Here is a 26,438-nt window from a genome sequence, read left to right on the forward strand (position 1 = left end):
CGGCGGGACGGCGGTGGTTTTCCGACGCAACCAGGGTCAGGTCACAAATCTGCAATAATCGGCACCTCTCGCCGGAACCTCGCCCCCGCCTCCATGTTCGACCTCTTCCATGGCCTAGATCTCTGGGTCGGCCTCAGTCTTGTGCTGGCCCTGACATTCGTCCTGGCCTTCGAATTCATCAACGGCTTCCACGACACGGCAAACGCCGTGGCCACGGTCATCTACACCAAGGCCATGCCGCCGCATCTGGCGGTGGTGCTGTCGGGCATCTTCAACTTCCTGGGTGTGTTGCTGGGCGGTGTGGGCGTGGCCTACGCCATCGTCCACCTGCTGCCGGTGGAACTGCTGATCAACGTGGATACCGGCCGCGGGCTGGCCATGGTGTTCGCCATGCTGGCCGCCGCCATCGCCTGGAACCTGGGCACCTGGTACTTCGGCATCCCCGCTTCCAGTTCGCACACCCTGATCGGCTCGATCCTGGGCGTGGGCCTGGCCAATGCGCTGATCACCGACCTGCCGCTGGGAGATGGCGTCAACTGGGGCAAGGCCATCGATATCGGCCTGTCGCTGGTGGCCTCGCCGGTCGCGGGATTCCTGGTCGCGGGCGGCTTGCTGCTGCTGCTCAAGCGCTGGCTGCCGCTGTCCAAGATGCACAAGACGCCGGATCAGCGCCGCGCGATCGACAACAAGAAACACCCGCCGTTCTGGAACCGCCTGGTGCTGGTGCTGTCGGCCATGGGCGTGAGCTTCGTGCACGGCTCCAACGACGGCCAGAAGGGCATCGGCCTGATCATGCTGGTGCTGATCGGCATCGTGCCGGCCAATTTCGTGCTGGACACGACCAGCACCACCTACCAGATCGAACGCACCCGCGACGCGGCGAACCACCTGAGCGTGTTTTACCAGCGCAACGAAGCCATGCTGGGCGACTTCCTGGCGCTCAAGCGCTCGGACGCCAACACCGAGATGCCGCGCAATTTCCGCTGCGATCCGGAATTGACCATGCCGACCATCGCCGCGCTGCAAACCGACCTGGCCGGCGTCAGCAACTACGCCGACCTGTCCGCCGAAAAACGCATCGACGTGCGCCGCTACCTGTTGTGCCTGGACGATACGGCCAAGAAGGTCTCGCGCATCGAAGGGCTGCCCGCCCGCGAACGCGCCGACCTGCAACGCCTGCGCGCCGACCTGACCGCCACCACCGAATACGCGCCCTTCTGGGTGATCGTAGCCGTGGCCCTGGCGCTGGGCGCGGGCACTATGGTCGGCTGGCGCCGCGTGGTGCTGACGGTGGGCGAAAAAATCGGCAAGCAGGGCATGACGTACGCCCAGGGCATGTCGGCGCAGGTAACGGCGGTGGCCGCCATCGGCCTGGCCAACGTGTTCAGCCTGCCCGTGTCCACCACCCACGTGCTGTCGTCGGGCGTGGCCGGCACGATGATCGCCAACAAGACCGGGTTGCAAGGCAACACGGTGCGCAACATCCTGCTGGCCTGGGTGCTGACCTTGCCCGCGTCGATGGCGCTGGCGGCCGGCCTGTTCTGGATCGGCGTGCAGATCACCGGCTGACCGCAAGCCACCGGGCCGTGCAGGCAATCTGCACGGCCCACGCAACACTCTGGCTACCGCGCCAGGCTGTTTCCCGCCCCGGCCCGCGTCTACCATGACGCCATGGCGACTCAGACCCCCACCCTGCATTACATTTTCGACCCGCTTTGCGGCTGGTGCTATGGCGCTGCGCCGCTGGTGGACGCCGCCCGCGGCATCACGGGGCTGGCGGTTGCCGCCCATGGCGGCGGCATGATGACCGGCAGCAACCGCCAGCCCGTCACCGACGCGCTGCGCCGCTACGTGATGCCCCACGACGAACGCATCGCCGGCCTCACCGGCCAGGTCTTCGGCAAGGATTACTTCGACGGCCTGCTGCGCGACACGGGCGCCGTCTTCGATTCCGAACCGCCCACCACCGCCGTCCTGGCCGCCGACACCCTGGCCGGCCGCGGGCTGGACCTGCTCAAACGCCTGCAACAGGCGCACTACGTGCAGGGCCTGCGCATCGCCGACCCCGGCGTGATCACGGCCCTGGCCCGCGACATCGGCCTGGACGGGGACGCTTTCGACGCCGCCTACGCGGCCGCCCAGGGCGCCGCCACCGCCGCGTACATCGCCGATAGCCGCAAGCTGCTGGCCCGCGTCGGGGGCACGGGCTTTCCGACCCTGGCGCTGGAGCAACAGGGCGCTTATGCGCTGCTGGAGCCCAGCCGCTACCTGGGCCGACCGGCCCAGTGGCAGGCGCACCTGCGCGAGCGCATCCAGGGCCGGGCCTGAGCCCAGGGCGCCGGCGCGGTCAGCCCTCTTCGATGTCGCCGTCCCGCTGCAAGGCCCGGTGCATCGCCGGGCGATTTCCCAGCCGCTCGACATAGGCGCCGAACACGGGCGATTCCGGAATCACCTTCACCTGCATCATGTATTGCAGGGAACCGCCCAGCACGATGTCGACCGCTGAAAAGTGGCTGCCCAGGAAATAAGGGCGCGCTTGCAGGACCCGGGTCAGCACCTGTTCGACCTCGTCGGCCGAGCCCCAGCCGGGCGCGCCTCCTTCATGAGGCCGTTTGAATGCGCGTTCGACCATGGCGGGTTCGAACACGCCCGTGGAATAGGACAGCCAGGTCAGGTAGGGACCGCGGTCCGCGTCGCCCACGAGCGGGCCCAGCCCCTTTTCCGGGAACAGGTCCGTCAGGTACAGCGCGATGGCCGGCGTCTCGAACACCGGCACGCCGTCGTGCACCAGCGCCGGCACCTTGCGATGCGGATGAATGTCGATGTAGTCCGCGGGCATGTGGCCCGCGCTGTCGGTGCCGCGGATGGACACCATTTCGGTGTCGTACGGCACCCCAAGTTCCTCAAGCAACCACAGGACCCTGAACGACCGCGAACGCGGCGCATGGTAGAGCGTAAGCATGATCGGCCTCCTTGGGAGTCCGATCATTTTGCCTGGGCAGCCTTAACCCGCCAAGGCCAGCAACACCCCGTATGCGCCCATGCCCAGCAACACGGCCACGCCGGTATTGCTGACCAGCCGCGCGGCCACGCCCGTGACGACCAGGCCACCCACGTAGGGGGCGATGCGGGCGGCTTGCGTACCCGCGTCCAGCAAGTCGGGCACGATGACGGCCGCCGCGATGCCCGCCAGCAGGCTGGGGCCCAGGGCGGCCAGCGCCGAGCCTTCGCGCGACAGGTGCCGCAGCAAGCGGCTGCGTTCGGACAGCATGAAGGGCAGCGCACGCGTCAGGTAGGTGATCACAGCCATCGCGATCACCGCGCCCCAGAAACCCAGGCCATCGGCGTTCATGCGGACCTCTTCAGACGATAGGCGGCGCAGCCGATGACTGCGCCAATCAGGATGGCCAGGCTGGTATGCCCCATGGCGGCCACCACGCCGGCGCCCGCCACCGCGGCGATGACGGGCAGGCCCATGCCGCGCTTGGCGCTTTGGCACACCAGCGCCATGAACAGCGCCGGCAACGCGAACCGCATCACCTGGGACAGCATCGGGTAATGGCGTTCCAGCCCGTCGCCCGCATAGACGCCGACGGCCGTCCCGGCGATCCAGGTCAGCCAGGCGCCCAGCCCCAGCGCGATCATCCAGCCCTGGCGATTCCCGGCAGGCACGCTTTGCAGGCGGTTGAACGCGGTGGCGAAGACTTCATCGGTCAAGAGGAAGGCGACCTTCAGGCGGTCGCGCAGCGCCGCCGGCAGGAAGCGGGACAGCAAGGGGCCGTACAGCAGATGGCGCGCGTTCAATAATGAACACAGCGCCACCACCCACAACCAGGGCGTGCCGGCCTTGATCGACGCCAGCAGCAGGAACTGGCTGGCGCCGGCGTAGACAAACACGGAGATCAGGATCACTTGCAGCGGGGTCAAGCCTGCCGCGACGCCGGCGATGCCGAACGTCACCGCCACCGGAAAGTAGCCGATCATGACCGGCAGGCAGGATTTGAGCCCATCGATGCGCGCGCTGCCCGCCAGGGCATGCGCGGGGGAGGAAGACGTCTCCAAGGTGCTTTTCGCTTGTTTGTTGTGGCAAGGCAAGCGTGTAGTTTACCCACCCTGTATCCCCCGGGACGGGGCCCTGTCAGGGTTCCGGCGCGCCCAGCGCCCGCAAGTGCGCTTTCAGGCGCCGCACCTCCTGGCTCAGGTCCAGGATCAGCGCCACGGCATCCAGGCTGGCGCCGAAATCGTGCTCCAGCCGGCGCGCATGCAGCGCGCGCTGCAGGTCCACGCTGTAGAAGCACCAGTGCTCGGGCTGCGGGCCGCTGGCGTTGACGATGCCCACTTCGACCAACTGGGCGACCCATTCCACTTCCGCGCCGCAGGCGCGGGCCAGGTCGTCCGCGCTGAGCGGCTGCGATTTGCCCACGACGGTGGCGCTGGTGATGACAAGCTTCTTCATGGTCAGACCCCCAAGTGGCGCCGCGGGTTGAAAGGCACGTCCTGCTGCAGCTTGCGGTAGGCCGCGCGCGCAGCCTCGCTATCGGCCGGCGGCAGCACAAGGTCCAGCACCAGGTACAGGTCCCCCGGCGGATCACCGGGTATGCCGCGGCCGCGCAACCGCAGCTTGCGTCCGTTGCCGGAACCGGCCGGGATCGACACCTCGACCGTGCCGCCCGGCGTGGGCGTATCCACCTGCGCGCCCAGCGCGGCTTCCCACGGGGCGACGGGCAGCGTCATATAAAGGTCGCGGCCTTCGGCCCGGTAGCGCGGGTGCGGCTTGAAGCGCACCTCCAGGTACAGGTCGCCGTTTTCGCCGCCCCCGTAGCCGGGCATGCCCTGCCCGGCCAGACGGATGTACTGGCCTTCGCGCACGCCGGCAGGAATGCGCACGCTGAGCGTGCGGGTTTTCATGTGGGGATGGCCCTGGTCGTCCATCTCCATCGATCTCAGGCTGATGTCGCGCGTGGCGCCCTTGAGCGCATCTTCCAGGTCCACTTCGATGGCGGCGTGGTGATCGTCGCCACGCGCGCGGAAGTCCTGCTGGCGCGCCCCGCCCCGCTGGCCGCGACCGCCGAACAGCGACGAAAAGAACTCGCTGAACTGGGCCTCGTCGCCAGGCGCCGCGCCCCGGTGGAATTCGAAGCCTTCGTCCCAGCCGGGCGGCGGCTGGAAGCCGCCATCGGACGACACGCCGGCCGCCAGATTGTCGTAGGCCTGGCGCTTTTCCTGGTCGCGCAAGACGTCATAGGCTTCGTTGACGTCGCGCATGCGGGCCTCGGCGTCGCTTTCCTTGCTGACGTCGGGATGATATTTGCGAGCGAGCTTTCGGTAAGCGCGCCGGATCTCGTCTTCGGTGGCGCCGCGTTCCACCCCGAGAGTGCTGTAGTAGTCCTTGAACTCCATATTCCAGCTCACCTTAAAGGTTTCGGCCGCGTCGGGCAGTGCCGCATCCGGCCTTGAATATCAACAAGATAGGGGTTACGGACCGATTTTTCAATGCGCAAAATCAGGCGGCGGCAAGCGTGCATAATGTTCGGTTGCCCCGTCATCCGAGGGCATGGCCGGCGACTCGCGCTGGCCAGGATCAGCCACAGGAACCGATCGTGCTGGAAATCATCGACGTCGACTTCTCCAATCCGGAACATGGCCGCCAGGTGCTGGCCATGCTGAACGAATACGCCAGCGGCCCCATGGGCGGCAATTCGCCCCTGCCCGACTACGCGCAGCAGAACCTGATCGCGGAATTGGCGCGCCGCCCGACGGCCCACGCGCTTTTGGCCCGCGTCGACGGGCAGCCCGCGGGGGTGGCGATCTATCTGGAAGGCTTTTCCACCTTTGCCTGCCGGCCGCTGATCAACCTGCACGATCTGGGCGTGTCGCCCCGCTTCCAGGGGCTGGGCGTGGGCAAGCAGCTGCTGGGCGCGCTGGAAGACCGGGCGCGCCAGATGGGCTGCTGCAAGATCACGCTGGAAGTACTGGAAGGCAACGCCGTGGCCCAGGGGCTGTACCGCAAACTGGGCTTTGAAGGCTACGCGCTGGACGACACCACCGGCCGCGCGATGTTCTGGCAAAAGAAGCTGGTAGCCTGAGTGGCGTAGTATCTGATGTTTACCGGACGGCATCCCCCCACCCGCCGTCCGGACCACACCGCAGGATTCACGATGAAGATGAGCAACATCCCCTTCGGCACCACGGACTGGTCCGAGGTGGAACGCACCGAACACGCCGGCGACACCGGCATGGCCTACTGGCGCACCCGCCAATTCGGCGATCTGCGGGTCCGCATGGTGGAATACACCGCCGGCTACCTGGCTGACCACTGGTGCAGCAAGGGCCACATCCTGTTCTGTCTCGAGGGCGAACTGCATACCGAGCTGGAAGACGGCCGGCAGTTCGTCCTGACCCCCGGCATGAGCTATCAGGTGGCTGACCAGGCCGAGCCCCACCGCTCGTCCACCGCCACGGGCGCCAAGCTCTTCATCGTGGACTGACGCATCGGCGCGACACGCGAAATTGCAATTGCGTTACGCTTTGCAATTCATGCGGCGCGCCGCCACCCGTCGGATCCGCACCACTCACCACGACCCCGCCAGACCGGAGACAAGATTTGGGCGCCCCGATTACGCTTTACGTCGACTCCCTGTTTCTCAGCCCTTATGCCATGTCGGCCTATGTGGCGCTGACCGAAAAGAAATTGCCCTTCGAGGTGCGCCCGATCGATCTGGAAGCGGGCGAACAGCGGATGCAGCCGTACCAGTGCCGTGCGCTGACGGCGCGCGTGCCCGCGCTGACGCACGAGGGGTTCAACCTGACCGAATCCAGCGTCATCGCCGAATACCTGGAAGACGTGTTTCCTGCGCCCGAGCATGCCGCGCTGTATCCCCAGGCCATCCGCGAGCGCGCCCGCGCCCGCCAATTGCAGGCCTGGCTGCGCAGCGACCTGGGTGCGCTGCGCCAGGAGCGCCCCACCGAGACGGTGTTCTACGGCGCCGCCGGCCAACCGCTGTCCGACGCGGCGCACGCCGCCTCGGCCAAGCTGATCCAGGTGGCCAGCTACCTGATCGGGGTGGACCAGGCGTCCTTGTTCGACGAATGGTGCATCGCCGACATCGACCTGGCGGTCATGCTCAAGCGCCTGGCGCTGGATGACCTGCCCGACCCGCTGCGCGCCTACGCCGATGTCCAATGGCAGCGGCCATCCGTCCAGAAATGGCTGGAGCACAACGCCGCAGCACGCGCCTGACGCGTCCGGAGCCGCGATGCAATTGCTGGATCACGTCTCCATCGCGGTTTCCCATCTGGGCCACGCCCGGCCGTTCTATGACGCCGTCATGCAGGCGCTGGGCGCGGCCAAGGTCTATGACGAGGCAGACGCCATCGGCTATGGCGAACGCTGCGGCCCCGGCGACAGCCGACACACGTATGTCTCCATCCTGGCAACGCCCGGCTTGGCGCCGGACGCCGGCGCCAGGCGCCATTGGTGTTTCAAGGCGCCGGACCGCGCCGCGGTCGATGCCTTTCACGCGGCGGGCCTGGCCCACGGCGGCCGCGACGGGGGCGCCCCCGGGCTGCGCGCGCACTACCACCCACAGTATTACGCCGCCTTCCTGCTGGATCCCGACGGCAACTGCGTGGAAGCTGTCTGCCACGGCGCGAATTGACGCCTGCCGCGACGCAACGTTCTTGCAAGATTGGCAACAAAGCTGAAAGAAGGGACAGTTAGCGCCCTAATTTGAGCGGCATCAAACCCTTCCATGTTGCGACGCAGCATTCGATGCGGTGTAATGGGGAGGTCAACTCGGCCGGTTCCACTCGGGATCGGCCCGGCGGCCTTCCGCCGTCGGGAGCAACTTACAGGAGATCGCCATGGCCGGATCCGGCAACGATCGCGTCCCCACCCCGTCCTTTTTCAACCCCTGGACGGCCGCCTACGAATATGCCGTGGATGCCTGGCAGCGCGGCGTGCTCTACGCAGACGTGCTGCGCCAGCGCGGCAACCAGTACCACGAACACATGGCCAAGCGCGCGCCCAACGTGCTCAGCATGGAGTTCGAGCTGGTCCTGGATGGCCGCGAATTGCCGCGCCCCGTGAACTACGGGCTGTTGCGCATCAAGCCGCCGGCAGACGTGGAAACCGATCCGATCAAGCGCCCCTTCCTGGTGGTCGACCCGCGCGCGGGCCATGGCCCGGGTATCGGCGGCTTCAAGCCCGAAAGCGAGATCGGCGTAGCGGTGCGCGCCGGCCATCCCTGCTACTTCGCGACCTTCCTGCCCCAGCCCATGCCTGAGCAGACCGTCGAAGACGTGATGATGGCCGAAGCGCGCTTCCTGGAAGAAATCATCGCGCGGCACCCCGACGCGGAGGGCAAGCCGGTCGTGGTGGCCAACTGCCAGGCAGGCTGGCAGATCATGATGACCGCCGCCATTCGCCCTGAACTGTTCGGTCCCATCATCGTGGCAGGCGCCCCGCTGTCCTATTGGGCAGGCTGGCGCGGCATGAATCCGATGCGCTATGCGGGTGGCCTGCTGGGCGGCAGCTGGCTCACGGCGATGACCAGCGACCTGGGCAACGGCAAATTCGACGGCGCCTGGCTGGTGCAGAACTTCGAAAACCTGAATCCAGCCAACACCTTGTGGTCCAAGCAGTACAACCTGTATTCCAAGGTGGACACTGAAGCCGACCGCTACCTGAGCTTCGAGAAATGGTGGGGCGGTCACGTCTTCCTGAATGGCCCGGAAATCCAGTACATCGTGGACAACCTGTTCGTGGGCAACCGGCTGGCTACGGCCGGCCTCGTGACCTCCGACGGCATCCGCATCGACCTGCGCAACATCCGGTCGCCGATCGTGGTGTTCTGCTCGAAGGGCGACAACATCACGCCGCCGCCGCAGGCACTCGGCTGGATCCCCGACCTCTACCAGAACGAAGCCGAAGTGCTGGCGCACGGCCAGACCATCGTCTACGCCGTGCACGAAAGCATCGGCCACCTGGGCATCTTCGTGTCGGGCAGCGTGGCCCGCAAAGAGCACCAGGAATTCACGTCGAACATCGACATGATCGACGTGCTGCCCCCCGGCATCTACCAAGCCGAGATCGCTGACAAGACGCCCGATACCCCCAATGCGGATCTGGCTTTCGGCAACTACGTGCTGTCGTTCGAACAACGCAAGCTGGACGACGTGCGCGCCATCGTCGACCGCAAGGAAGAGGACGACCGCCGCTTCGCCGCCGTGGCCCGCATCTCGGACATCAACCTGGGCATGTACCGCAGCTTCATGCAGCCGTGGCTGCGCGCGCTGGTCACGCCGCAATCCGCGGAATGGAGCCAGCGCCTGCATCCGCTGCGCCTGCCCTATGAACTGATTTCGGACCGAAACCCGGTCATCGCCCCCATCGCCAAGATCGCCGAGCAGGTGCGCGAACAGCGCCAGCCGATCTCGCCTTCCAATCCTTTCCTGATGGCGCAGGAGATGTTCTCGAACTGGGTCGAAACCAGCCTGAACATCTGGCAGGAACTGCGCGACTCGGCCGACGAACGCACCTTCATGGGCGTCTACGGTTCGCCGCTGGTGCAGGACCTGGCCGGCCTGGGCGCGCAGTCCGGCCCCCCGCGCAAGCATCCGGGCGTATCGCCCGAACACCGCCGCTTCATGGAAGACCGTGCCGCCGAACTGCGTTCGATGGTGCAGGAAGGCGGCTTGCGCGTGGCAGCCATCCGCATGCTGCTGTACGTGTCCGGCGCCGAGGGCGGCCTGGACGAGCGCAGCTTTGCGCTCATTCGCAAGATGCGCGCCGAATCCGACAACGCGTTGAGCTTGCAGGAGTTCAAGGATCTGACCCGCGAGCAGGCTCTGATCCTGACGCTGGATTCGGACGCCGCCCTGCTGGCCATGCCGCATCTGCTGGAAGGCTCACCGGCCCCGGCGATCCGCGACGCGCTGGAAACGATGAAGCGCGTGCTGGAAGCGGCCGAACCGCTCAGCCCGGCCGCCCGCGAAAGCCTGGACGAGATGGAACGCATCTTCGTGGCGGCAGAGCGCCGCGCGCAGAAGCGCAATCCGGCGTCGGCACCGGCCAAACTGCCGGCGCCGTCCGTCGCCCCCGCGCCTTCCGTGCCGGCCTTGAAACTGGTCAAGGCCGCCGCTGAAGTGCCCGCCAAGAAGGCCCAACCGCACCCCGCCGCGGCCAAGTCGGCGGCAGCGGAGGTTGCCGAAGACGCCGCGCCCAAGGCTGCCACCAAGGCCCCGGCAAAACGGACGGCCAAATCGGCAAGCAAGCCGGCGACGACGGCCGCGGCTAAAACCGCAACTAAGACCGCCACTAAGACTGCCACTAAGACCGCGGCCAAGACCGCCACGGCATCCCCTGCGAAACGCGCCACCAAGACCGCAGCCCGTCAATCCGCCAAGGCCAAGACCGCATGACCCTGCCTACCTCGACGCATTACGACAAGCTCATCGCTCGCGCGCAGACGCTGGAACCGGCCTTCTGCGCCATCGCCCACCCGTGCGACGAGCCCTCGCTGTCGGCCGCGCTGGAAGCACGCGACCTGGGGCTGCTGCATCCCATCCTGGTGGGCCCGGAAAAGAAGATCCGCGACACGGCCGCCCAGTTCAAACTGAACCTGGGCGATGCCCGCATCGTGGACGTGCCGCATAGCCATGCGGCCGCCGAGACCGCCGTGGCGCTGGTACGCAACGGCGAGGCCACCCTGCTGATGAAGGGCAGCCTGCACACCGATGAACTGATGCACGAAGTGGTCGCGCGCACGACTGGCCTGCGCAGCGGCCGCCGCATCAGCCACGTGTTCATCATGGAAGTGCCCACCTACGCGGAGCCGCTCTTCATCACTGATGCCGCCATCAACATCTTCCCCGACCTGGAAACCAAGGCAGACATCATCCGCAACGTGATCGACCTGCATCACGGCCTGGGCCTGGGCGAACCGCGCGTGGCGATCCTGTCGGCCGTCGAGCAGGTCACGCCCAACATCCCCAGCACCATCGAAGCCGCCGCGCTGTGCAAGATGGCGGACCGCGGCCAGATCGCCGGCGGCCTGCTGGATGGCCCGCTGGCGCTGGACAACGCGATCAGTCCGGACGCCGCCCGCATCAAGGGCATCCGGTCCCCGGTGGCAGGCGTGGCCCAGGTGCTGGTGGTGCCCGACCTGGAGGCCGGCAACATGCTGGCCAAGAACCTGACGTTCCTGGCCAACGCGGAAGCGGCCGGCATCGTGCTGGGCGCGCGCGTGCCCATCATCCTGACCAGCCGCGCCGACAGCCCGCGCTCGCGCCTGGCTTCCTGCGCGGTGGCGGCGATCTACGCCCACCACCTGAGCCAGCAAGCCGCCCGCCCGCTGGCGTGACGCCTGCCCACCGCTACCGGATTCCAGAGCCATGAGCGACACCATCCTCGTCATCAACGCCGGCAGTTCCAGCATCAAGTTCTACCTGTATGACATCGACGACACGCACGAGCTGGCGCCGCGCCTGGGCGGCCAGCTGGAAGGCATCGGCACCTCGCATCCGAAATTGCGGGTGCGCGACGCCGCCGGCAAAACCCTGGTGGAACGCGACATCGCGCCCAGCCACGCGCCCGACGTGCCCAATGGGCAGGAAGTCGTCGGCACCTGGCTGAGCGGCCACCTGGGCGGCGCGCCGCTGGCGGTGGGGCACCGCGTCGTGCATGGCGGCCCCGACCTGTCCGAGCCCGTTTTGATCGACGACGCCATCCTCGCCAAGCTGGACACCTTCACGCCGCTTGCGCCGCTGCACCAGCCCAACAACCTGGCGCCCATCCGCGTGATCCGTGAGAGGCGGCCCTGGATTCCGCAGGTGGCCTGCTTCGACACGGCGTTCCACCGCAGCCACTCCGACGTGGCTGACCGCTACGCGCTGCCCGAATCGCTGTACCAGGAAGGCGTGCGCCGCTACGGTTTTCACGGCCTGTCCTACGAATACATTGCGCAGCGCCTGCGCCAGGCCCTGCCCGAACTCGCGATGGGCAAGATCATCGCGGCGCACCTGGGCTCGGGTGTGTCCGCCTGCGCCATGCATGAAGGCAAGAGCGTCGACAGCACGATGGGCTTCACCGCGCTGGAAGGCCTGCCCATGGGCACACGGCCCGGCCGGCTCGACCCGGGCGTGGTGCTGTGGATGATGGAACGCGGCATGGACCACGACCAGATCGAGCACCTGCTCTATCACGACTGCGGCATGAAAGGCCTGTCCGGCATCAGCAACGACATGCGCGAGCTGCTGGCTAGCGACGCGCCATCGGCCCAACTGGCGTTGAAGTATTTCGCCTGGCGCGTGGCGGAAGGCATGATCGGCCTGGGCTGCGCGATGAACGGCATCGACGGCATCGTTTTCACCGCCGGCGTCGGCGAAAATTCTGCCGACATCCGCCAGGCGGTCGCGGACCACTGGGGCTGGCTGGGCATCAAGCTGGACCCCGAACGCAACGCTCATCACGGGCCGCGCATCTCCAGCGACGACAGCCGCATCGGCGTATACGTGATCCGCACGAACGAAGAACTGATCATCGCCCAGCACACGCTGGCGCTGGTGCGTCAACGATGAGCGCGCACCTTCCGCTGGCCGGCAAGCGCGGGCTCGTCACCGGCATCGCCAACGCGGATTCCATCGCCTGGGGATGCGCCAAGGCCTTTCGCGCCATGGGCGCTGAACTGGCCGTGACCTACCTGAACGACAAGGCCCTGCCGCACGTGGAGCCTCTGGCGCGGCAGGTGGACGCCTCGCTGCTGATGCCCTTGAACCTGCTGAACGAAGGCGAACTGGAAACCGTGTTCGATCGCGTCACGCAAGCATGGGGCGGGCTGGATTTTGTGCTGCATTCGATTGCGTTTGCGCCGCGCGACGACCTGCATGGCCGCGTGACGGACTGTTCGCGCGCAGGCTTTCTGCAAGCGATGGACGTGTCCTGCTGGTCGTTCATCCGCATGGCGAAATTGGCCGAGCCGCTGATGCCCCAAGGCGGCGCCCTCTTCTGCATGAGCTACTACGGTTCGCAGATGGTGGTGGAGCACTACAACATGATGGGGCCGGTCAAGGCCGCCCTGGAATCCGCCACCCGCTATCTGGCCGCCGAACTGGGCCCGCAAGGCATTCGCGTCCATGCCATCTCGCCCGGGCCGCTGAAAACGCGCGCCGCCTCCGGCATCGCCGAATTCGACGCGTTGCTGGATCGCGCCCAATCCAAAGCGCCGGCGCGCAGCCTGGTGTCGATCGACGATGTAGGTGAAGCCACCGCCTGGCTGGCCACCGACGCCGCCCGGCTCATGACCGGGCAGACGCTTTACATCGACGGCGGCTATCACATCATCGACTAAGGGCGGATCAATACGCCCTAGGCCAGCGTGGCCGGCGCGCCCTGGCGCCAGCGCTCGACGGCTTCCACCGCCTGTTCGGGGCTGCCGAAAATCTTGTCGCGGCCGATCTTCTTGACGAGCCCCGAACGTTCCAGCGCCATGCGGAACTGGCCGTGGCCGCCCGCGACCAGCAACGTGATGCCGCGATCGTCCAGTTCGCGCTTGAGCTCGTACAGCGCTTCGACCGCATCGGCGTCGGCCTGCGTCATTGCTTCGGCGTCCAGCACGAACCATTGCGCGTCCTTCGCCTGGTTCATGACCTCGCGGGCGCGGCGGCGAAAGGCGTCGGCATTAAAGAACCAGACCGACGATTCGAACAGCCAGACGACGATGCCCGGCACCGGTTGCGCGTCGGGATTCAGATGCAGCTTGCCCAGCACCGATTCCCCCGGCAGCCGGCCCAGCAGCGCATCGCGCGGGTTGCCCGACACGTACATGGCGTACAGCAGCGTCGCGCCCACCGACACGGCCACACCCTGGAGCACGCCGAACCCCACCACGCCCACCGCGGCCAGGATCCCGAACGCCAGTTCGATCCGTGAAATGCGCGCCAGCCGCATGAAGGCCTTGGCGTCGAACAGGCTGGCGGCCGCCAGCAGCAGAATGGCCGACAGCACCGCCTGCGGCAGCCAGTACAAGGGCGCGCTCAGCAGCCCCACCACGATCGCCAGCGCGACCGCCGCGCTGACGCTGACCAGCGGCGACGAACCGCCGGCGACGAGCCCCACCGCGGTCCGCGAATCCGCGCCCGTCACGACAAAGCCCTGGAACAGGCCCGCCGCCACGTTGGCCGCGCCAAAGCCGACCAGCTCGCGGTTGGGATCGACGTGTTCGCCCGTGCGCGCGGCGAAGCTGCGCGCGGTCACGATGCCGCTGGAAAAGCTCACCACCAGCACGCCCGCCGCGCCCAGCAGGATGCTGTCCACCCCTTCCAGCCGCACGGGCAGACTGAGCCCCGGCAGGCCGGCCGGCACCTCGCCCACGACAGCGATGCCCAGATTGGGGAAATCGAAGATCCATGACAGCAAGCAGCCGCCGACGACGAGCAGGATAGGGCCGGGCCAGGTGGGCCGCCAGCGCTTGACCGCCACCAACAGCAAACATGAGGCCAGCCCCAGGCACAGGGTCGGGATCTGGATTTCGGGAAGGCGGCGGCCGAGCTCCAGGAAGGGATGGATCAGCCCACTGTTACGCAGCCCTACCCCCGTCAGGCCGCTCAACTGCGACAGCGCCAGCGTGATCGCCACGCCCGCCATGTAGCCGATCAGCACCGGCCGCGACAACAGATTGGCCAACACGCCCAGCCGCAGCACCCGGGCAATCAGGCACCCCACGCCCACCGTCAGCGCGATGCCCGTCGCGGCGACCAGCCGGTCTTCGGGCGAGGTCAGCGCCATACCGCTCAGGGTGGCGGCGATCAGCGTGCAGGTGGCGGTATCCGGCCCCACGATCAGCGTTCGCGACGAACCGAACAGCGCGTAGCCCAGCATGCCGGCAATGGCGGCCCACAGCCCCGCGACGGGCGGCACGCCCATCATTGCCGCGTAGGCCAGGCCCACGGGCAAGGCCACCGCCGCCACGCTCAGCCCGGCCAAGACGTCGCGCCGCGCCGACTCGCGGGTGATGCCGCGGAAGTTATTCAGGCCAGGGAAAAGACGTAGATTCATGGTGCTGCAAACCGACCTGATAGAAGGATTTCCGCACTGTGCGGGAAGTCAGGCAAGCCTACACCAAGGCCGGGCGCCCGAAACCGTCCTGGATCAAATGCAGGCGCTTTTCATTCCTTTTAGGAATGAAGATTGGTGATTATTTATCCCTTTTGTGGGGGCAGCAGATTGCGTAGAGTCCCCGGGATAAGAAAAGCGGCCCCGCGCCGCGCCTATACACCGACACGGCCCGCCGCCGCGCCCCCTGCGACGCGGATTCAAGGGCCGGCACTCCTGGAGACTCCATGTCCTTCGCCTTCCTGCGGCGCGCCAGCCGCGCGCTCGTCCTGGCCGCGCTTGCCGCCGGCATCGCCCCCGCCGTCCACGCGCAATCCTATCCGGAGCGCCCCATCAAGCTGGTCGTGCCGTGGCCCCCCGGAGGCGCGACGGACGCGCTGGGCCGGCTGCTGGCGCAGCGCCTGACCGACCGCCTGGGCCAGACCGTGATCGTGGACAACAAGGCCGGTGCGGGCGGCAATATCGGCACGGCGGCCTTCGTTCGGGAAAAGGCCGACGGCTACACACTGCTGATGGCCACCAGTTCCACCAATGCCGCCAATCCGCACCTGTATTCGCGTCTGGGCTTCGACGCCGCGAAAGACTTTGCGCCGGTCGCTTTCGTGGCTGAAATCCCGAACATCCTGGAAGTGCCGAAGCAGTCACCCTTCAAGTCAGTGGCGGACCTGGTGGCCGCCGCAAAGGCCGAGCCCGGCAAACTGAACTACGGCTCGGGCGGCGTGGGCTCGTCGCAGCATCTGGCAGGCGCGATGTTCAAGTACCTGACGGGCGCGGATGTGCTGCACATCCCGTACAAGGGCAGCGGCCCCGCCGTATCCGATCTGTTGGCGGGCCAGGTGGACATGATGCTGGACACCGGGTCGCTCGCCCAGGTTCAGGCCGGCGCCCTGCGCGCGTTGGCAGTGGCCGCGCGCCAGCGCCTGCCGGCCCTGCCGGATGTCCCCACGTTCGACGAAGCCGGCGTGCCCAAGATGTACGCGTCGGCCTGGTACGGCATCGTCGCGCCCGCCGGTACGCCAGCCGATGTGGTGCAGCGGCTGAACAAGGAAGTCAACGCGGTCACGGCCACGCCGGAAGTGAAGCAGCGCATGGAAAGCATGGGCGCACTGGTGCCGGCCGGGCAATCGCCGGAGGAATTCAGCACGTTCATTCAGTCTGAAATTGCGCGGTATGCAGAGATCGTGAAGATCTCGGGCGCCAAAATGGAATAAGGGAACCGCAAACAGCGGCCATCGTAGGATGGGTGCAGCGCGAGACGCTGCCAAAAAAACACGACGGCAAACCGCGCGAAACCCATCAAGCGGCATTGAATTTCTGGCTGAATCAGCCATACATGCAACCGTTGCTTGATGGGTTTCGCGCGTGTTACGTCAGCGCCCTTGTCGCGGAGGTCTCGCGCTACACCCATCCTACCGGATGTCGCGCGAGCTGCGCATCAGGAGACTCGGGCTTCCAGCACGGCCACCGCCGGCAGGGTCTTGCCTTCCAGGAACTCCAGGAACGCGCCGCCGCCGGTCGAGATGTAGCCGACCTGTTCACCGATGCCGTACTTGGCGATGGCGGCCAATGTATCGCCGCCGCCGGCGATCGAAAAGCCTTCCGATTCCGCGATGGCGCGCGCCACCACTTCGGTGCCGTTGGCGAACTGGTCGAACTCGAACACCCCCACGGGGCCGTTCCAGACGATGGTGCCCGCCTTCTTCAGGATCTCGGCCAGCTGCGCCGCGGTCTGCGGGCCGATGTCCAGGATCATGTCGTCGTCGGCCACGTCGGTGGCCGCCTTGACGGTGGCTTCGGCATCCGCGCCGAACGACTTGGCGCACACCACGTCAACCGGAATCGGCACGGCCGCGCCGCGCTGCTTCATGATGTCGATCACGGCGCGCGCCTGCTCGACCTGGTCGGGTTCGGCCAGCGACTTGCCGATGGACAAGCCCGCGGCCAGCATGAACGTGTTGGCGATGCCGCCACCCACCACCAACTGGTCGACCTTGTCGGCCAGCGATTGCAGGATGGACAGCTTGGTCGACACCTTGGAGCCGCCCACGATGGCGACCAGCGGGCGCTTGGGTTCGTGCAGCGCACGGCCCAGGGCGTCCAGTTCGGCTTCCAGCAAGGGGCCGGCGCAGGCCACGGGCGCGAAGCGGGCGATGCCGTGGGTGGTGGCTTCGGCGCGGTGAGCGGTGCCGAACGCGTCGTTGACGTACACGTCGCACAGCGCAGCCATTTTCTTGGCCAGCGCTTCATCGTCTTTCTTTTCGCCGACGTTCACGCGGCAGTTTTCCAGCAGCACGACCTGGCCGTGATCGACCTGGACGCCGTCGACCCAGTCGCGCACCAGCTGGACGGGCATGCCCAGCAGTTCGGACAGGCGCTGGCCGACCTTGGCCAGCGAATCGGCCTCGGTCAGCACGCCTTCTTTCGGGCGGCCCAGGTGGGACGTGACCATCACGGCGGCGCCGGCGTCCAGCGCCAGGCGAATGCCGGGCACCGAGGCGCGGATCCGCGTGTCTTCGGAGATGCGGCCGGCGTCATCGAACGGCACGTTCAAGTCGGCGCGGATGAACACGCGCTTGCCGGACAGGGCGCCGGATTTCGCCAGCGCGGACAGGGTATTGACCTTGGACATTTTTGAATTCCTACGATGGGCGAACAAAGGGGACGAACCCATTTTCCGCCTTCGCGGAAAACAAATCCGTCCCCTGTGGACTGACCGTGTTGCTTACTTGGCCGACATCAGCGCGACGGTGGTGTCGAGCATGCGGTTCGAGAAGCCCCACTCGTTGTCGTACCAGGACGAAACCTTGACCAGACGACCCGAAACCTTGGTCAGCGACGCGTCAACGGTGCTGGAGGCCGGGTTGTGGTTGTAGTCCACCGAGACGAGCGGTTCGGTGTTGTAGTCCAGGATGCCCTTCAGTTCGCCTTCCGAAGCGGCCTTCAGGATGCTGTTCACTTCTTCGGCGGTCGTGTCGCGGCTGGCCACGAACGACAGGTCGACCAGCGACACGTTGATGGTCGGGACGCGGATGGCGTAGCCGTCCAGCTTGCCGTTGAGTTCCGGCAGCACCAGGCCCACGGCAGCGGCAGCGCCGGTCTTCGTGGGGATCATGCTCATCGTGGCCGAACGCGCGCGGCGCAGGTCTTCGTGGTAGACGTCGGTCAGGACCTGGTCGTTGGTGTAGGCGTGAACGGTCGTCATCAGGCCGTTTTCCAGGCCCAGCTTGTCGTTCAGCGGCTTGACCAGCGGGGCCAGGCAGTTGGTGGTGCACGATGCGTTCGAGATGACCGTGTCGGTCGCCTTCAGCACGCCATGGTTCACGCCGAACACGATGGTGGCGTCCACATCCTTGCCGCCGGGGGCCGAGATGATGACTTTCTTGGCGCCGCCCTTGATGTGCGCGCCGGCCTTTTCCTTGGTCGTGAAGAAGCCCGTGCATTCCAGCACGACGTCGACCTTCAGTTCGCCCCAGGGCAGTTCAGCCGGGTTGCGGTTGGCCAGCACGCGGATCTTGTCGCCGTTGACGACCATGAAGTCGCCGTCGACTTCGACGGTGCCCGGGAACTTGCCATGGGCCGTGTCGTAGCGCGTCAGGTGCGCGTTCGTCTTGGGATCGCCCAAGTCGTTGATGGCGACGATTTCGATATCGTGCTTCTTGCCACCTTCATAGTGGGCACGCAGGATGTTGCGGCCGATGCGACCGTAACCGTTGATGGCGACGCGAATGGTCATGACTAAGCTCCTTTTTTACAAAACCTGTTTGACGGTCTCGGCCACCTTGTCGGCGGTCAGCCCGAAGAACTTGAACAGCGCGCCGGCCGGAGCGGACTCGCCGTAGCGGTCGATACCGACCACGGCGCCTTCCAGGCCCACGTACTTGTGCCAGAAGGCGGTAACACCGGCTTCCACCGCCACGCGCGGCAGGCCCTTGGGCAGCACGGATTGCTTCCAGGCGGCGTCCTGGCGGTCGAACACGTCGGTGCTGGGCATGGAGACCACGCGCACGGCGACGCCTTCCTTGGCCAGTTGCGCCTGCGCGTCCAGCGCAATGGCGACTTCCGAGCCGGTGGCGATGATGACGGCGAGGGCGCCTTCAGCGTCGCGCAGCACGTAGCCGCCACGGGCGATGGCGTCCACCGTCGCCGCGTCGCGCGGCACGAACGGCAGGTTCTGGCGCGACAGCAACAGCGCCGTCGGGCCGCCGTCATGCACGTCCATGCCGATGCTGGGGGGGCGCGTCACGGCAGCGTTCCAGGCCACGGCGGTTTCAGCCGTATCGCAAGGACGCCACAAGGACAGGTTGGGGATCAGACGCAGGCTGGCGGCGTGCTCGATGGATTGGTGGGTCGGGCCGTCTTCGCCCAGGCCGATCGAATCGTGGGTGAACACGTGCACGACGCGCTGCTTCATCAGCGCGGCCATGCGAATGGCGTTGCGCGAGTAGTCCGAGAACGTCAGGAACGTGCCGCCGAACGGCAGGTAGCCGCCGTGCAGGGCCACGCCGTTCATGATCGCGGCCATGCCGAATTCGCGCACGCCGTAGTTGATGTGGCGGCCGAACTGCATGCCCTTGTCACCGGCGCGGACGGCGGCGACGCCCTTCCAGTCGGTGAAGTTCGAACCAGTCAGGTCGGCCGAGCCGCCCAGCATTTCCGGCAGCACCGGCGCCAGCGCGGCGATGGCGAACTGCGAGGCCTTGCGGGTGGCGACGGTTTCGGCCTTTTCCAGGGTCGAAGCCAGGAACGCCTTGAACTGGTCGGCGTAGCCCTCGGGCATGTCGCCCTTCATGCGGCGCGTGAACTCAGCGGCTTCAGCCGGGAATTCGGCGGCATAGGCGTTGAACGCGGATTGCCATTCGGCCTGGGCCGAGGCGCCCGACTTGCGGCCGTCCCAGCCGTCGTAGACGTCTTGCGGAATCTGGAAGGGTTCCGCCGACCAGCCCAGCGCGGCGCGCGTGGCGGCGATTTCGTCCTTGCCCAGCGGCGCGCCGTGCACGTTGTGCGTACCGGCCATGTTGGGCGAACCCTTGCCGATCACGGTGCGGCAGATGACCAGCGTCGGCTTTTCCGATTGCGAGCGCGCGGCCTTGATGGCGGCATCCACGGCGGCAACATCGTGGCCGTCGACGCCACGGATCACGTTCCAGCCGTAGCCTTCGAAGCGCTTGGCGGTGTCGTCGGCGAACCAGTGTTCGACGTGGCCGTCGATGGAGATGCCGTTGTCGTCATACAGCACGACCAGCTTCCCGAGCTTGAGCGTGCCGGCCAGCGAGCACACTTCGTGCGAGATGCCTTCCATCAGGCAGCCGTCGCCGGTGAAGGCGTAGGTGTGGTGGTCGACGATGGTGTGGCCGGGTTTGTTGAATTCAGCAGCCAGCAGCGCTTCGGCCAACGCCATGCCCACGGCATTGCCCAGGCCCTGGCCCAGCGGGCCGGTGGTCGTTTCCACGCCCGGGGTGATGCCCACTTCGGGGTGGCCCGGCGTCTTGGAATGCAGTTGGCGGAAGTTCTTCAGTTCTTCGATCGGCAGATCGTAGCCCGTCAGGTGCAGCAAGGCGTAGATCAGCATCGAGCCGTGGCCGTTGGACAGCACGAAGCGGTCGCGGTTGGCCCAGGCGGGATCCTTCGGGTTGTGGCGCAGGTTGCCCGTCCACAAGGCCTGGGCGATTTCCGCCATGCCCATGGGAGCACCCGGATGCCCGGAGTTCGCTTGTTGCACGGCGTCCATCGCGAGGGCGCGGATGGCATCCGCCAAGGCAAGTTTAGGGGCGGTCGGATTGCTCATTCGGAAGGCTCTTTGAAGCTGGCACGCCCACAGGGAATATAGGGGCCAGTTGAGTAGGTTGCGAAGCAGACGATTTTAGCATCAGGGGATTTCCCTCACGCCATCGCCCTTAAGCTTGATGTAAACAGGCGTTTCCCGCGCAGGATGTCAGCGTAACTCCCACAATTGCGGGAAAGGGGTCCGACATTCAGGATAAAGCCCTGACTTTAGCTCTGGAGCCTCCTAGTATGAGCCTCATGCTCAATCTGACCATCCCTGTGGAAGGCATCATGGCTTTGCGTACCGCCCTTGGCGAAGAGCGGGCGATTGCCGTTGCGCGAGCGTTGGAACACGCGCAAATCAAGGGTGAAACCGAACTCGCCGCCAAGCTCCGCCAGGAATGGCGGAATGACCTGGCGGCAGCTGTGGCTCCGCTTGCTCGACGCGAAGAGGTCGCCGAAATCCGCAAACAGATCGCCCAATTGCCCAACCGCGAAGAACTCAAGCGCTTCGCCACCCACGAAGACCTGTCTGACCTGCGCGCTCACGTCCTGCGCCTGGATAAAAAAATGACGGTGGGCTTCCTGACCCTGCTGGGGCTCAACCTGGCGTCCAGCGCGCCCACGTTCTTTGAATGGGGGATCAAGGTGGTAGGCTACGCGCTCCGCTAACGCTTTTTGCGCCACCCCATGTCCGCCCCCCGCTTTTTCTGCGACGCCCCGCTTGCCGCAGGCACCCGCATTGCCCTGCCGGAAGCTCTGGCGCACCACGCCTTGCGTGTGTTGCGCCTGAAGGCCGGTGAATCCGTTATCCTGTTCAACGGCCAAGGCGGCGAATACCCCGCCGTGTTGGAGATCGACGGCAAGGCAGGCTTTGCCCAGCTGGGCGAATTCAATCCCCGCGAAGCCGAATTGGCCGGCCGCATCACGCTGGTCCAAGGCCTGCCTACCGGCGACAAGATGGACTGGGTGGTGGAAAAAGCCGTGGAACTGGGCGCCGCCCGCGTCAGCCCTATCGCGGCGCAGCGCAGCGTGCTGCAGTTGTCGGGCGCGCGGCTGGACAAGCGCGTGGCGCATTGGCAGCGCATCGCCCAATCCGCCGCGGAGCAATGCGGCCGCAACCGCTTGATGACGGTAGATGCGCCCCAATCGCTGGCCGATTGGCTGGCAGAGCCCGTGGATGGTCTGCGCCTGTTGTGCCACCCCGACGCAGCCGACGACCTGGCCGGCAAGCTTCGGGCCGAACCCGACGTGCAGGCGCTCAGCTTGATGGTGGGCCCCGAAGGGGGATGGTCGGACAAGGAACTGGAGCAGGCCCGTCAGGCGGGCGTGCAAGCTGTGCACTTCGGCCCCCGGGTGCTGCGCACCGAAACCGCAGGATTGGCCCTGCTGTCGGCCGTCAGCGCGCTACGCGCCTGGTAGTGCCCACCCGCCGGGCAAAGCGCCCGGTGCGAGCCGCCGCCGGGCGTGCCCCAGTGGGTGCCCGGGCAGCGCTCAATTCAATCGTTTTCGCCGTAAGGGGCCGCCGCGACGCCGGGCTCGGGATCCGGATGCTTGCCGGCGTGCTCAATGACGAACGCAAAGATGCGACCGTTCTCGCGGGCGAAGTCCGCCGCGTCCGAGCAGACGGTTTCGATACGGGCGGCATCTTCTTCCAGCACCGGATCACCGGAATGCAGCCGGTACAGCCAGAGCACGACGCCGGTCTTGTGGTCCAGCACCGTGTCGCACAGGCAGTCGTAGAGGGCATCCAGGTTGCCGCCGAAGTATTCGGGGAAGTCCACCGCCTTGACGATGGCGCGCAACACGGCCGAACGGCTGCGGGCCGGGTCGCAGTTGGCGACGAACAGCGCCAGACCCAGCTCATGGGAAGCATCCACCACGGCCTTCTTGTCCAGCCCTTCATGAGGCAGCGCCCCGCCCCGCAGCAGCTGCTTCTGCAAGGTAGATTGGCCATTGCGCGTCATGCCTGAGCCTCCTTGAAAAAGGCGATCACTTCGTCGTTACGCTGCATCGTATCGGCATAACCCAGTTCGATCAATCGTCGGGTGTAGCTGGATTCGAATAGAAGATAGGACATCAGCGCCCCGCCTCCCGGACGGTGTGGATCGGACGATACACCGAGTACGCGAAAAAGGGCACGTGCTTGCGCAGGCATGTCCTGCAGGTGTTCCAGCGCCATGGTGTCCAGCGACTGGCTGGGAGTGATTGTCAGCACCTGGATGCGCCTGACATTGACCTGGGTACCGTCCGGCGTCGCATGGTCCATCAGGTAGTTGATGCGCTCTAAGCGCTCGACGTCCACGGACAGCCCGTCCAGGAAGATGCTGGACAGCGCATGGCCGCCCACCTGCGCCAGCGAAGGATATGGCGGCGAGTCCGCGCGGTGCTCGGGGTGGGTGTCGTCGCGGAACCCCGTGCCGATCACCAGCACGCGATGGGCGCCCAGGTGGATGGCCGGGCTGATCGGGGCCAACTGGCGCATCGACCCGTCGCCGCACCATTCGCCCTTGCCATGCACCTGCACCTGGCGGGCCGGGAAGACAAAGGGGATGGACGACGAGGCCATCAGGTGGTCGATGCCGATTGGCGTGGGGATGGCCAGGCGCAGATAGCGGTGCCAAGGTTCGATGGGGGTGTGCGCCTGGTAGAAGGTCAGGTGCTCGCCGCTGGTGTAGCCCGAGGCCGTGATCGCCAGCGCCGATAGCGCCCCCCTTTCCAGATTGGATTGCAGGTTGCGGAAGTCCAGCACCCGGCCCAGCAATGCCTCCATGGGGCTGTTGTCCAGCAGGGACTGGGGCCGCTTGCGCGTCAACCCTGAATACATCCAGCCCAGGGCCAGCAGGCCCAGCCAGCGTACGCCCGTGCGGATCAGGCCGGGCGCGTCGGCCCGGTAGATCATGTCGGTGTTCAGCGACGACCACAGGCGCCGGATGCGCCGCACCCCCAGGTGGGGCCGGTCGGCGCGGCAGGCCAGCGCGGCGGCGTTGATCGCGCCGGCGGACGTGCCGCAGATGATGTCGAAGGGATTCTGGAACCGGGAATGCCAGTCAGGGTCCAGCAGCTCCATGATGGCGCTGAGCACCCCCACTTGATAGGCGGCGCGCGCGCCGCCTCCCGTCAGGACCAGGCCGGTCGGCGTGCGTGGGCACGCCGGGCCGGCCGGACTCACTTCAACGTGGCGTGTTGACATCGACCACAGTCATCGCGGTCATATTGACGATGCGGCGCACGGTCGAGCTGGAGGTCAGGATGTGCACCGGCGCATTGCAGCCCAGCAGGAACGGGCCGACTGCCACGTTTCCGCCTGCAGCCGTCTTGAGCAGGTTGTAGGCGATGTTGCCGGAATCCACGTTCGGGCACACCAACAGGTTCGCTTCGCCCTTCAAGGTCGACGACGGCAGGATGCGCATGCGCAGCGCTTCGTCCAGCGCGCAGTCGCCGTGCATCTCGCCGTCGATTTCCAGATCGGGCGCTTTTTCACGCACGATTTCCAGAGCGCGGCGCATCTTGGCGCCCGAGGCCGAGCTGCCCGATCCGAAGTTGGACCGCGACAGCAGCGCCACCTTCGGCGCCAGGTACATGCGGCGCATTTCGTTGGCGGCGGCGATCGTGAATTCCGCGATCTGCTCGGCCGTAGGCTCGTCGTTCACATGCGTATCCACCAGCACCACCGTGCGCTCGTTGAGCAGCAGGATGTTCATGGCGGCGTACACGTTGTGGCCCGGACGGCGGCCGATCACTTCGTCCACGAAACGCAGGTGGTCGTGATAGGCTCCCACCGAACCGCAGACCATGCCGTCGGCGTCGCCCAGGTGCACCATCATCGCGCCGATCAAGGTCATGCGGCGGCGCATTTCCACGCGCGCCATTTCCTTGGTGATGCCGCGACGGCACATGCGCTCCCAGTACGTCGTCCAGTATTGGTGGAAGCGTTCGTCGTATTCCGGGTTGGTCACTTCGACGTCTTCGCCCAGGCGCAGGCGCAAGCCCAGCTTTTCGATGCGGGTCAACAGCACCGAAGGACGCCCCACCAGGATGGGACGGGCCAGGCCTTCGTCCACCACCACTTGCACCGCGCGCAGCACACGTTCGTCTTCGCCTTCCGCGAACACGATGCGGGCCGGGCCGCCTTCGCGCACGATGCGCTTGGCTGCCGAGAACAGCGGCTTCATGAACGCGCCCGAGTGGTACACGAACTGCTGCAGCTGCTCTTCGTAGGCTTCCAGGTCAGCCAGCGGGCGCGTGGCCACGCCGCCGTCCATCGCCGCCTTGGCCACGGCCGGCGCGATGCGCACGATCAGGCGCGGATCGAACGGCTTGGGGATCAGGTATTCGGGGCCGAACGAAATATCGAACGTGCCGTAGGCCGCGGCCACGACTTCGTTCTGCTCTTCCTGCGCCAGCTGGGCAATGGCGTACACCGCCGCCTTTTCCATTTCACGCGTGATGGTGGTTGCCCCCACATCCAGCGCGCCGCGGAAGATGTACGGGAAGCACAGCACGTTGTTGACCTGGTTCGGGTAATCCGAACGGCCCGTGGCCATGACCACGTCGTCGCGCACGCCGTGCGCCACTTCCGGCAGGATTTCCGGCGTGGGATTGGCCAGCGCCAGGATCAGCGGGCGCGGGCCCATCGTCGCAACCATTTCAGGCTTGAGCACGCCACCCGCCGACAGGCCCAGGAACACGTCGGCGTCCTGAATCACTTCGGCCAGCTTGCGGGCATCGGTCTTTTGCGCGAAACGCGCCTTGTCCGGGTCCATCAGCACGGTGCGGCCTTCGAAGACTACGCCTTCCAGGTCCGTCACCCAGATGTTTTCCAGCGGCAGGCCCAGGTCCACCATCAGGTCCAGGCAGGCCAGCGCGGCAGCGCCGGCGCCGGAAGTCACGACCTTGACCTTGTCGATGTCCTTGCCCACGACCTTCAGGCCGTTGATGAACGCCGCCGACACGCAGATCGCGGTGCCGTGCTGGTCGTCGTGGAAAACCGGGATCTTCATGCGTTCACGGAGCTTGCGCTCGACGGTGAAGCATTCCGGGGCCTTGATGTCTTCCAGGTTGATGCCGCCGAAGGTGGCTTCCAGGCCGGCGATGATCTCGACCAGCTTGTCCGGGTCGGTTTCGTTGATTTCAATGTCGAAGACATCCAGGCCGGCAAACTTCTTGAACAGCACCGCCTTGCCTTCCATGACCGGCTTGGAGGCCAGCGCGCCGATGTTGCCCAGGCCCAGCACCGCTGTGCCGTTGGTGATCACGCCCACCAGGTTGCCGCGCGCGGTGTAACGGAACACATTGGCCGGATCGGCCACGATCTCCTCACAGGCCGCCGCCACGCCCGGCGAGTACGCCAGCGCCAGATCGCGCTGGTTGGTCAGCTGCTTGGTCGGCGTGACCGATATTTTGCCGGGGCGCCCATGCTCGTGATATTCAAGGGCGGCTTTGCGAAGGTTGGCATCCATAGGGCGGCTACTGGCTAATTAGGTGAGACACGGAAAGAGGGAGGAATTCTATTCCCATGACGGGCGGCGCGATACGTCCGCGACGCCTTTCCTCTTATTGG

Annotated in this window: 25 protein-coding genes; 13 read left to right on the top strand and 12 right to left on the bottom strand. The window is 66.3% G+C overall.

Annotated features, from left to right (window positions below; translation table 11 throughout):
• The first annotated feature begins 93 nt into the window (after positions 1 to 93).
• Positions 94 to 1,569, top strand: a complete 1,476-nt coding sequence (locus CEY09_RS28170) for an inorganic phosphate transporter (RefSeq protein WP_088591129.1) — start codon at positions 94 to 96, stop codon at positions 1,567 to 1,569.
• A gap of 102 nt (positions 1,570 to 1,671) precedes the next feature.
• Positions 1,672 to 2,328: a DsbA family protein gene (locus CEY09_RS28175; protein ID WP_088591130.1), complete on the top strand. Its 657-nt coding sequence runs from the start codon at positions 1,672 to 1,674 to the stop codon at positions 2,326 to 2,328.
• Positions 2,329 to 2,347: 19 nt separating this feature from the next.
• Here the strand turns inward: CEY09_RS28175 and CEY09_RS28180 are convergent, their stop codons facing one another.
• From CEY09_RS28180 to CEY09_RS28200, 5 genes are all read right to left on the bottom strand, one after another.
• The gene (locus tag CEY09_RS28180; RefSeq protein WP_088591131.1) at positions 2,348 to 2,962 is read right to left on the bottom strand and encodes a glutathione S-transferase family protein; all 615 of its coding nucleotides are present in this window, start codon (positions 2,960 to 2,962) and stop codon (positions 2,348 to 2,350) included.
• Between the two features lie 42 nt (positions 2,963 to 3,004).
• Positions 3,005 to 3,352 carry an AzlD domain-containing protein gene (locus CEY09_RS28185; RefSeq protein ID WP_088591132.1) on the bottom strand — a complete coding sequence of 116 codons (348 nt, stop codon included), beginning with the start codon at positions 3,350 to 3,352 and terminating at the stop codon, positions 3,005 to 3,007.
• A complete protein-coding gene (locus CEY09_RS28190; protein ID WP_006222755.1) occupies positions 3,349 to 4,062 on the bottom strand; it encodes an AzlC family ABC transporter permease in 714 nt (237 codons plus the stop codon). The genes CEY09_RS28185 and CEY09_RS28190 overlap by 4 nt, the downstream gene beginning before the upstream one ends.
• A 76-nt stretch (positions 4,063 to 4,138) precedes the next feature.
• Positions 4,139 to 4,456 carry a chaperone modulator CbpM gene (locus CEY09_RS28195; protein WP_088591133.1) on the bottom strand — a complete coding sequence of 106 codons (318 nt, stop codon included), beginning with the start codon at positions 4,454 to 4,456 and terminating at the stop codon, positions 4,139 to 4,141.
• Between the two features lie 2 nt (positions 4,457 to 4,458).
• A complete protein-coding gene (locus CEY09_RS28200) occupies positions 4,459 to 5,400 on the bottom strand; it encodes a DnaJ C-terminal domain-containing protein (protein ID WP_088591134.1) in 942 nt (313 codons plus the stop codon).
• 200 nt (positions 5,401 to 5,600) lie between these two features.
• On the opposite strand from CEY09_RS28200, the gene CEY09_RS28205 reads away from it, so the two are divergent.
• The 8 genes from CEY09_RS28205 to fabI all read left to right on the top strand — a co-directional run bounded on the left by CEY09_RS28205 (position 5,601) and on the right by fabI (position 13,349).
• On the top strand, positions 5,601 to 6,086 hold the full coding sequence (locus CEY09_RS28205) for a GNAT family N-acetyltransferase (RefSeq protein ID WP_006222751.1): 486 nt from the start codon (positions 5,601 to 5,603) through the stop codon (positions 6,084 to 6,086).
• A 72-nt stretch (positions 6,087 to 6,158) separates the two neighbouring features.
• A complete protein-coding gene (locus CEY09_RS28210) occupies positions 6,159 to 6,488 on the top strand; it encodes a DHCW motif cupin fold protein (RefSeq protein ID WP_006222750.1) in 330 nt (109 codons plus the stop codon).
• Between the two features lie 116 nt (positions 6,489 to 6,604).
• Complete coding sequence (gene yfcF / locus CEY09_RS28215) at positions 6,605 to 7,240, top strand: glutathione transferase (protein ID WP_088591135.1); 636 nt, start codon at positions 6,605 to 6,607, stop codon at positions 7,238 to 7,240.
• Positions 7,241 to 7,256: 16 nt separating this feature from the next.
• Complete coding sequence (locus tag CEY09_RS28220) at positions 7,257 to 7,658, top strand: VOC family protein (RefSeq protein ID WP_088591136.1); 402 nt, start codon at positions 7,257 to 7,259, stop codon at positions 7,656 to 7,658.
• A 205-nt stretch (positions 7,659 to 7,863) separates the two neighbouring features.
• The gene (locus tag CEY09_RS28225) at positions 7,864 to 10,422 is read left to right on the top strand and encodes a DUF3141 domain-containing protein (protein ID WP_088591137.1); all 2,559 of its coding nucleotides are present in this window, start codon (positions 7,864 to 7,866) and stop codon (positions 10,420 to 10,422) included.
• The gene (locus CEY09_RS28230) at positions 10,419 to 11,363 is read left to right on the top strand and encodes a phosphate acetyltransferase (protein ID WP_006222746.1); all 945 of its coding nucleotides are present in this window, start codon (positions 10,419 to 10,421) and stop codon (positions 11,361 to 11,363) included. The genes CEY09_RS28225 and CEY09_RS28230 overlap by 4 nt, the downstream gene beginning before the upstream one ends.
• A gap of 31 nt (positions 11,364 to 11,394) precedes the next feature.
• Entirely contained in the window at positions 11,395 to 12,579 is a 1,185-nt protein-coding gene (locus tag CEY09_RS28235; protein WP_088591138.1) for an acetate/propionate family kinase, read from the top strand.
• Positions 12,576 to 13,349 carry an enoyl-ACP reductase FabI gene (fabI, locus tag CEY09_RS28240; protein ID WP_006222744.1) on the top strand — a complete coding sequence of 258 codons (774 nt, stop codon included), beginning with the start codon at positions 12,576 to 12,578 and terminating at the stop codon, positions 13,347 to 13,349. Before CEY09_RS28235 ends, fabI begins: the two co-directional genes overlap by 4 nt.
• Before the next feature lie 17 nt (positions 13,350 to 13,366).
• Here fabI and CEY09_RS28245 read toward each other — a convergent pair whose 3' ends face one another.
• Entirely contained in the window at positions 13,367 to 15,055 is a 1,689-nt protein-coding gene (locus tag CEY09_RS28245) for a SulP family inorganic anion transporter (protein ID WP_175216778.1), read from the bottom strand.
• 284 nt (positions 15,056 to 15,339) lie between these two features.
• On the opposite strand from CEY09_RS28245, the gene CEY09_RS28250 reads away from it, so the two are divergent.
• Complete coding sequence (locus CEY09_RS28250) at positions 15,340 to 16,323, top strand: Bug family tripartite tricarboxylate transporter substrate binding protein (protein WP_088591139.1); 984 nt, start codon at positions 15,340 to 15,342, stop codon at positions 16,321 to 16,323.
• Between the two features lie 224 nt (positions 16,324 to 16,547).
• Here the strand turns inward: CEY09_RS28250 and CEY09_RS28255 are convergent, their stop codons facing one another.
• From CEY09_RS28255 to tkt, 3 genes are all read right to left on the bottom strand, one after another.
• On the bottom strand, positions 16,548 to 17,741 hold the full coding sequence (locus CEY09_RS28255; protein ID WP_088591140.1) for a phosphoglycerate kinase: 1,194 nt from the start codon (positions 17,739 to 17,741) through the stop codon (positions 16,548 to 16,550).
• 93 nt (positions 17,742 to 17,834) lie between these two features.
• A complete protein-coding gene (gene gap / locus CEY09_RS28260; protein ID WP_006222740.1) occupies positions 17,835 to 18,845 on the bottom strand; it encodes a type I glyceraldehyde-3-phosphate dehydrogenase in 1,011 nt (336 codons plus the stop codon).
• A gap of 15 nt (positions 18,846 to 18,860) precedes the next feature.
• Positions 18,861 to 20,897: a transketolase gene (gene tkt / locus CEY09_RS28265; RefSeq protein WP_088591141.1), complete on the bottom strand. Its 2,037-nt coding sequence runs from the start codon at positions 20,895 to 20,897 to the stop codon at positions 18,861 to 18,863.
• A gap of 227 nt (positions 20,898 to 21,124) precedes the next feature.
• Between tkt and CEY09_RS28270 the strand changes: the two genes are divergently transcribed.
• Both CEY09_RS28270 and CEY09_RS28275 read left to right on the top strand, forming a co-directional pair.
• Positions 21,125 to 21,547 (top strand): hypothetical protein, encoded by a 423-nt coding sequence (locus CEY09_RS28270; protein WP_088591142.1) that lies wholly within the window; start codon positions 21,125 to 21,127, stop codon positions 21,545 to 21,547.
• 18 nt (positions 21,548 to 21,565) lie between these two features.
• Complete coding sequence (locus tag CEY09_RS28275) at positions 21,566 to 22,297, top strand: 16S rRNA (uracil(1498)-N(3))-methyltransferase (protein ID WP_088591143.1); 732 nt, start codon at positions 21,566 to 21,568, stop codon at positions 22,295 to 22,297.
• 77 nt (positions 22,298 to 22,374) lie between these two features.
• Here the strand turns inward: CEY09_RS28275 and CEY09_RS28280 are convergent, their stop codons facing one another.
• The 3 genes from CEY09_RS28280 to CEY09_RS28290 are packed head-to-tail and all read right to left on the bottom strand — an operon-like array spanning position 22,375 to position 26,337.
• Positions 22,375 to 22,842 (bottom strand): barstar family protein, encoded by a 468-nt coding sequence (locus tag CEY09_RS28280; protein ID WP_006222736.1) that lies wholly within the window; start codon positions 22,840 to 22,842, stop codon positions 22,375 to 22,377.
• A complete protein-coding gene (locus CEY09_RS28285) occupies positions 22,839 to 24,068 on the bottom strand; it encodes a patatin-like phospholipase family protein (protein WP_377785593.1) in 1,230 nt (409 codons plus the stop codon). The genes CEY09_RS28280 and CEY09_RS28285 overlap by 4 nt, the downstream gene beginning before the upstream one ends.
• The gene (locus tag CEY09_RS28290; protein WP_088591144.1) at positions 24,049 to 26,337 is read right to left on the bottom strand and encodes an NADP-dependent malic enzyme; all 2,289 of its coding nucleotides are present in this window, start codon (positions 26,335 to 26,337) and stop codon (positions 24,049 to 24,051) included. Before CEY09_RS28290 ends, CEY09_RS28285 begins: the two co-directional genes overlap by 20 nt.
• Positions 26,338 to 26,438: the final 101 nt, after the last annotated feature.

Source organism: Achromobacter marplatensis, from assembly GCF_002209535.1.
Taxonomy (GTDB): domain Bacteria; phylum Pseudomonadota; class Gammaproteobacteria; order Burkholderiales; family Burkholderiaceae_B; genus Achromobacter; species Achromobacter marplatensis.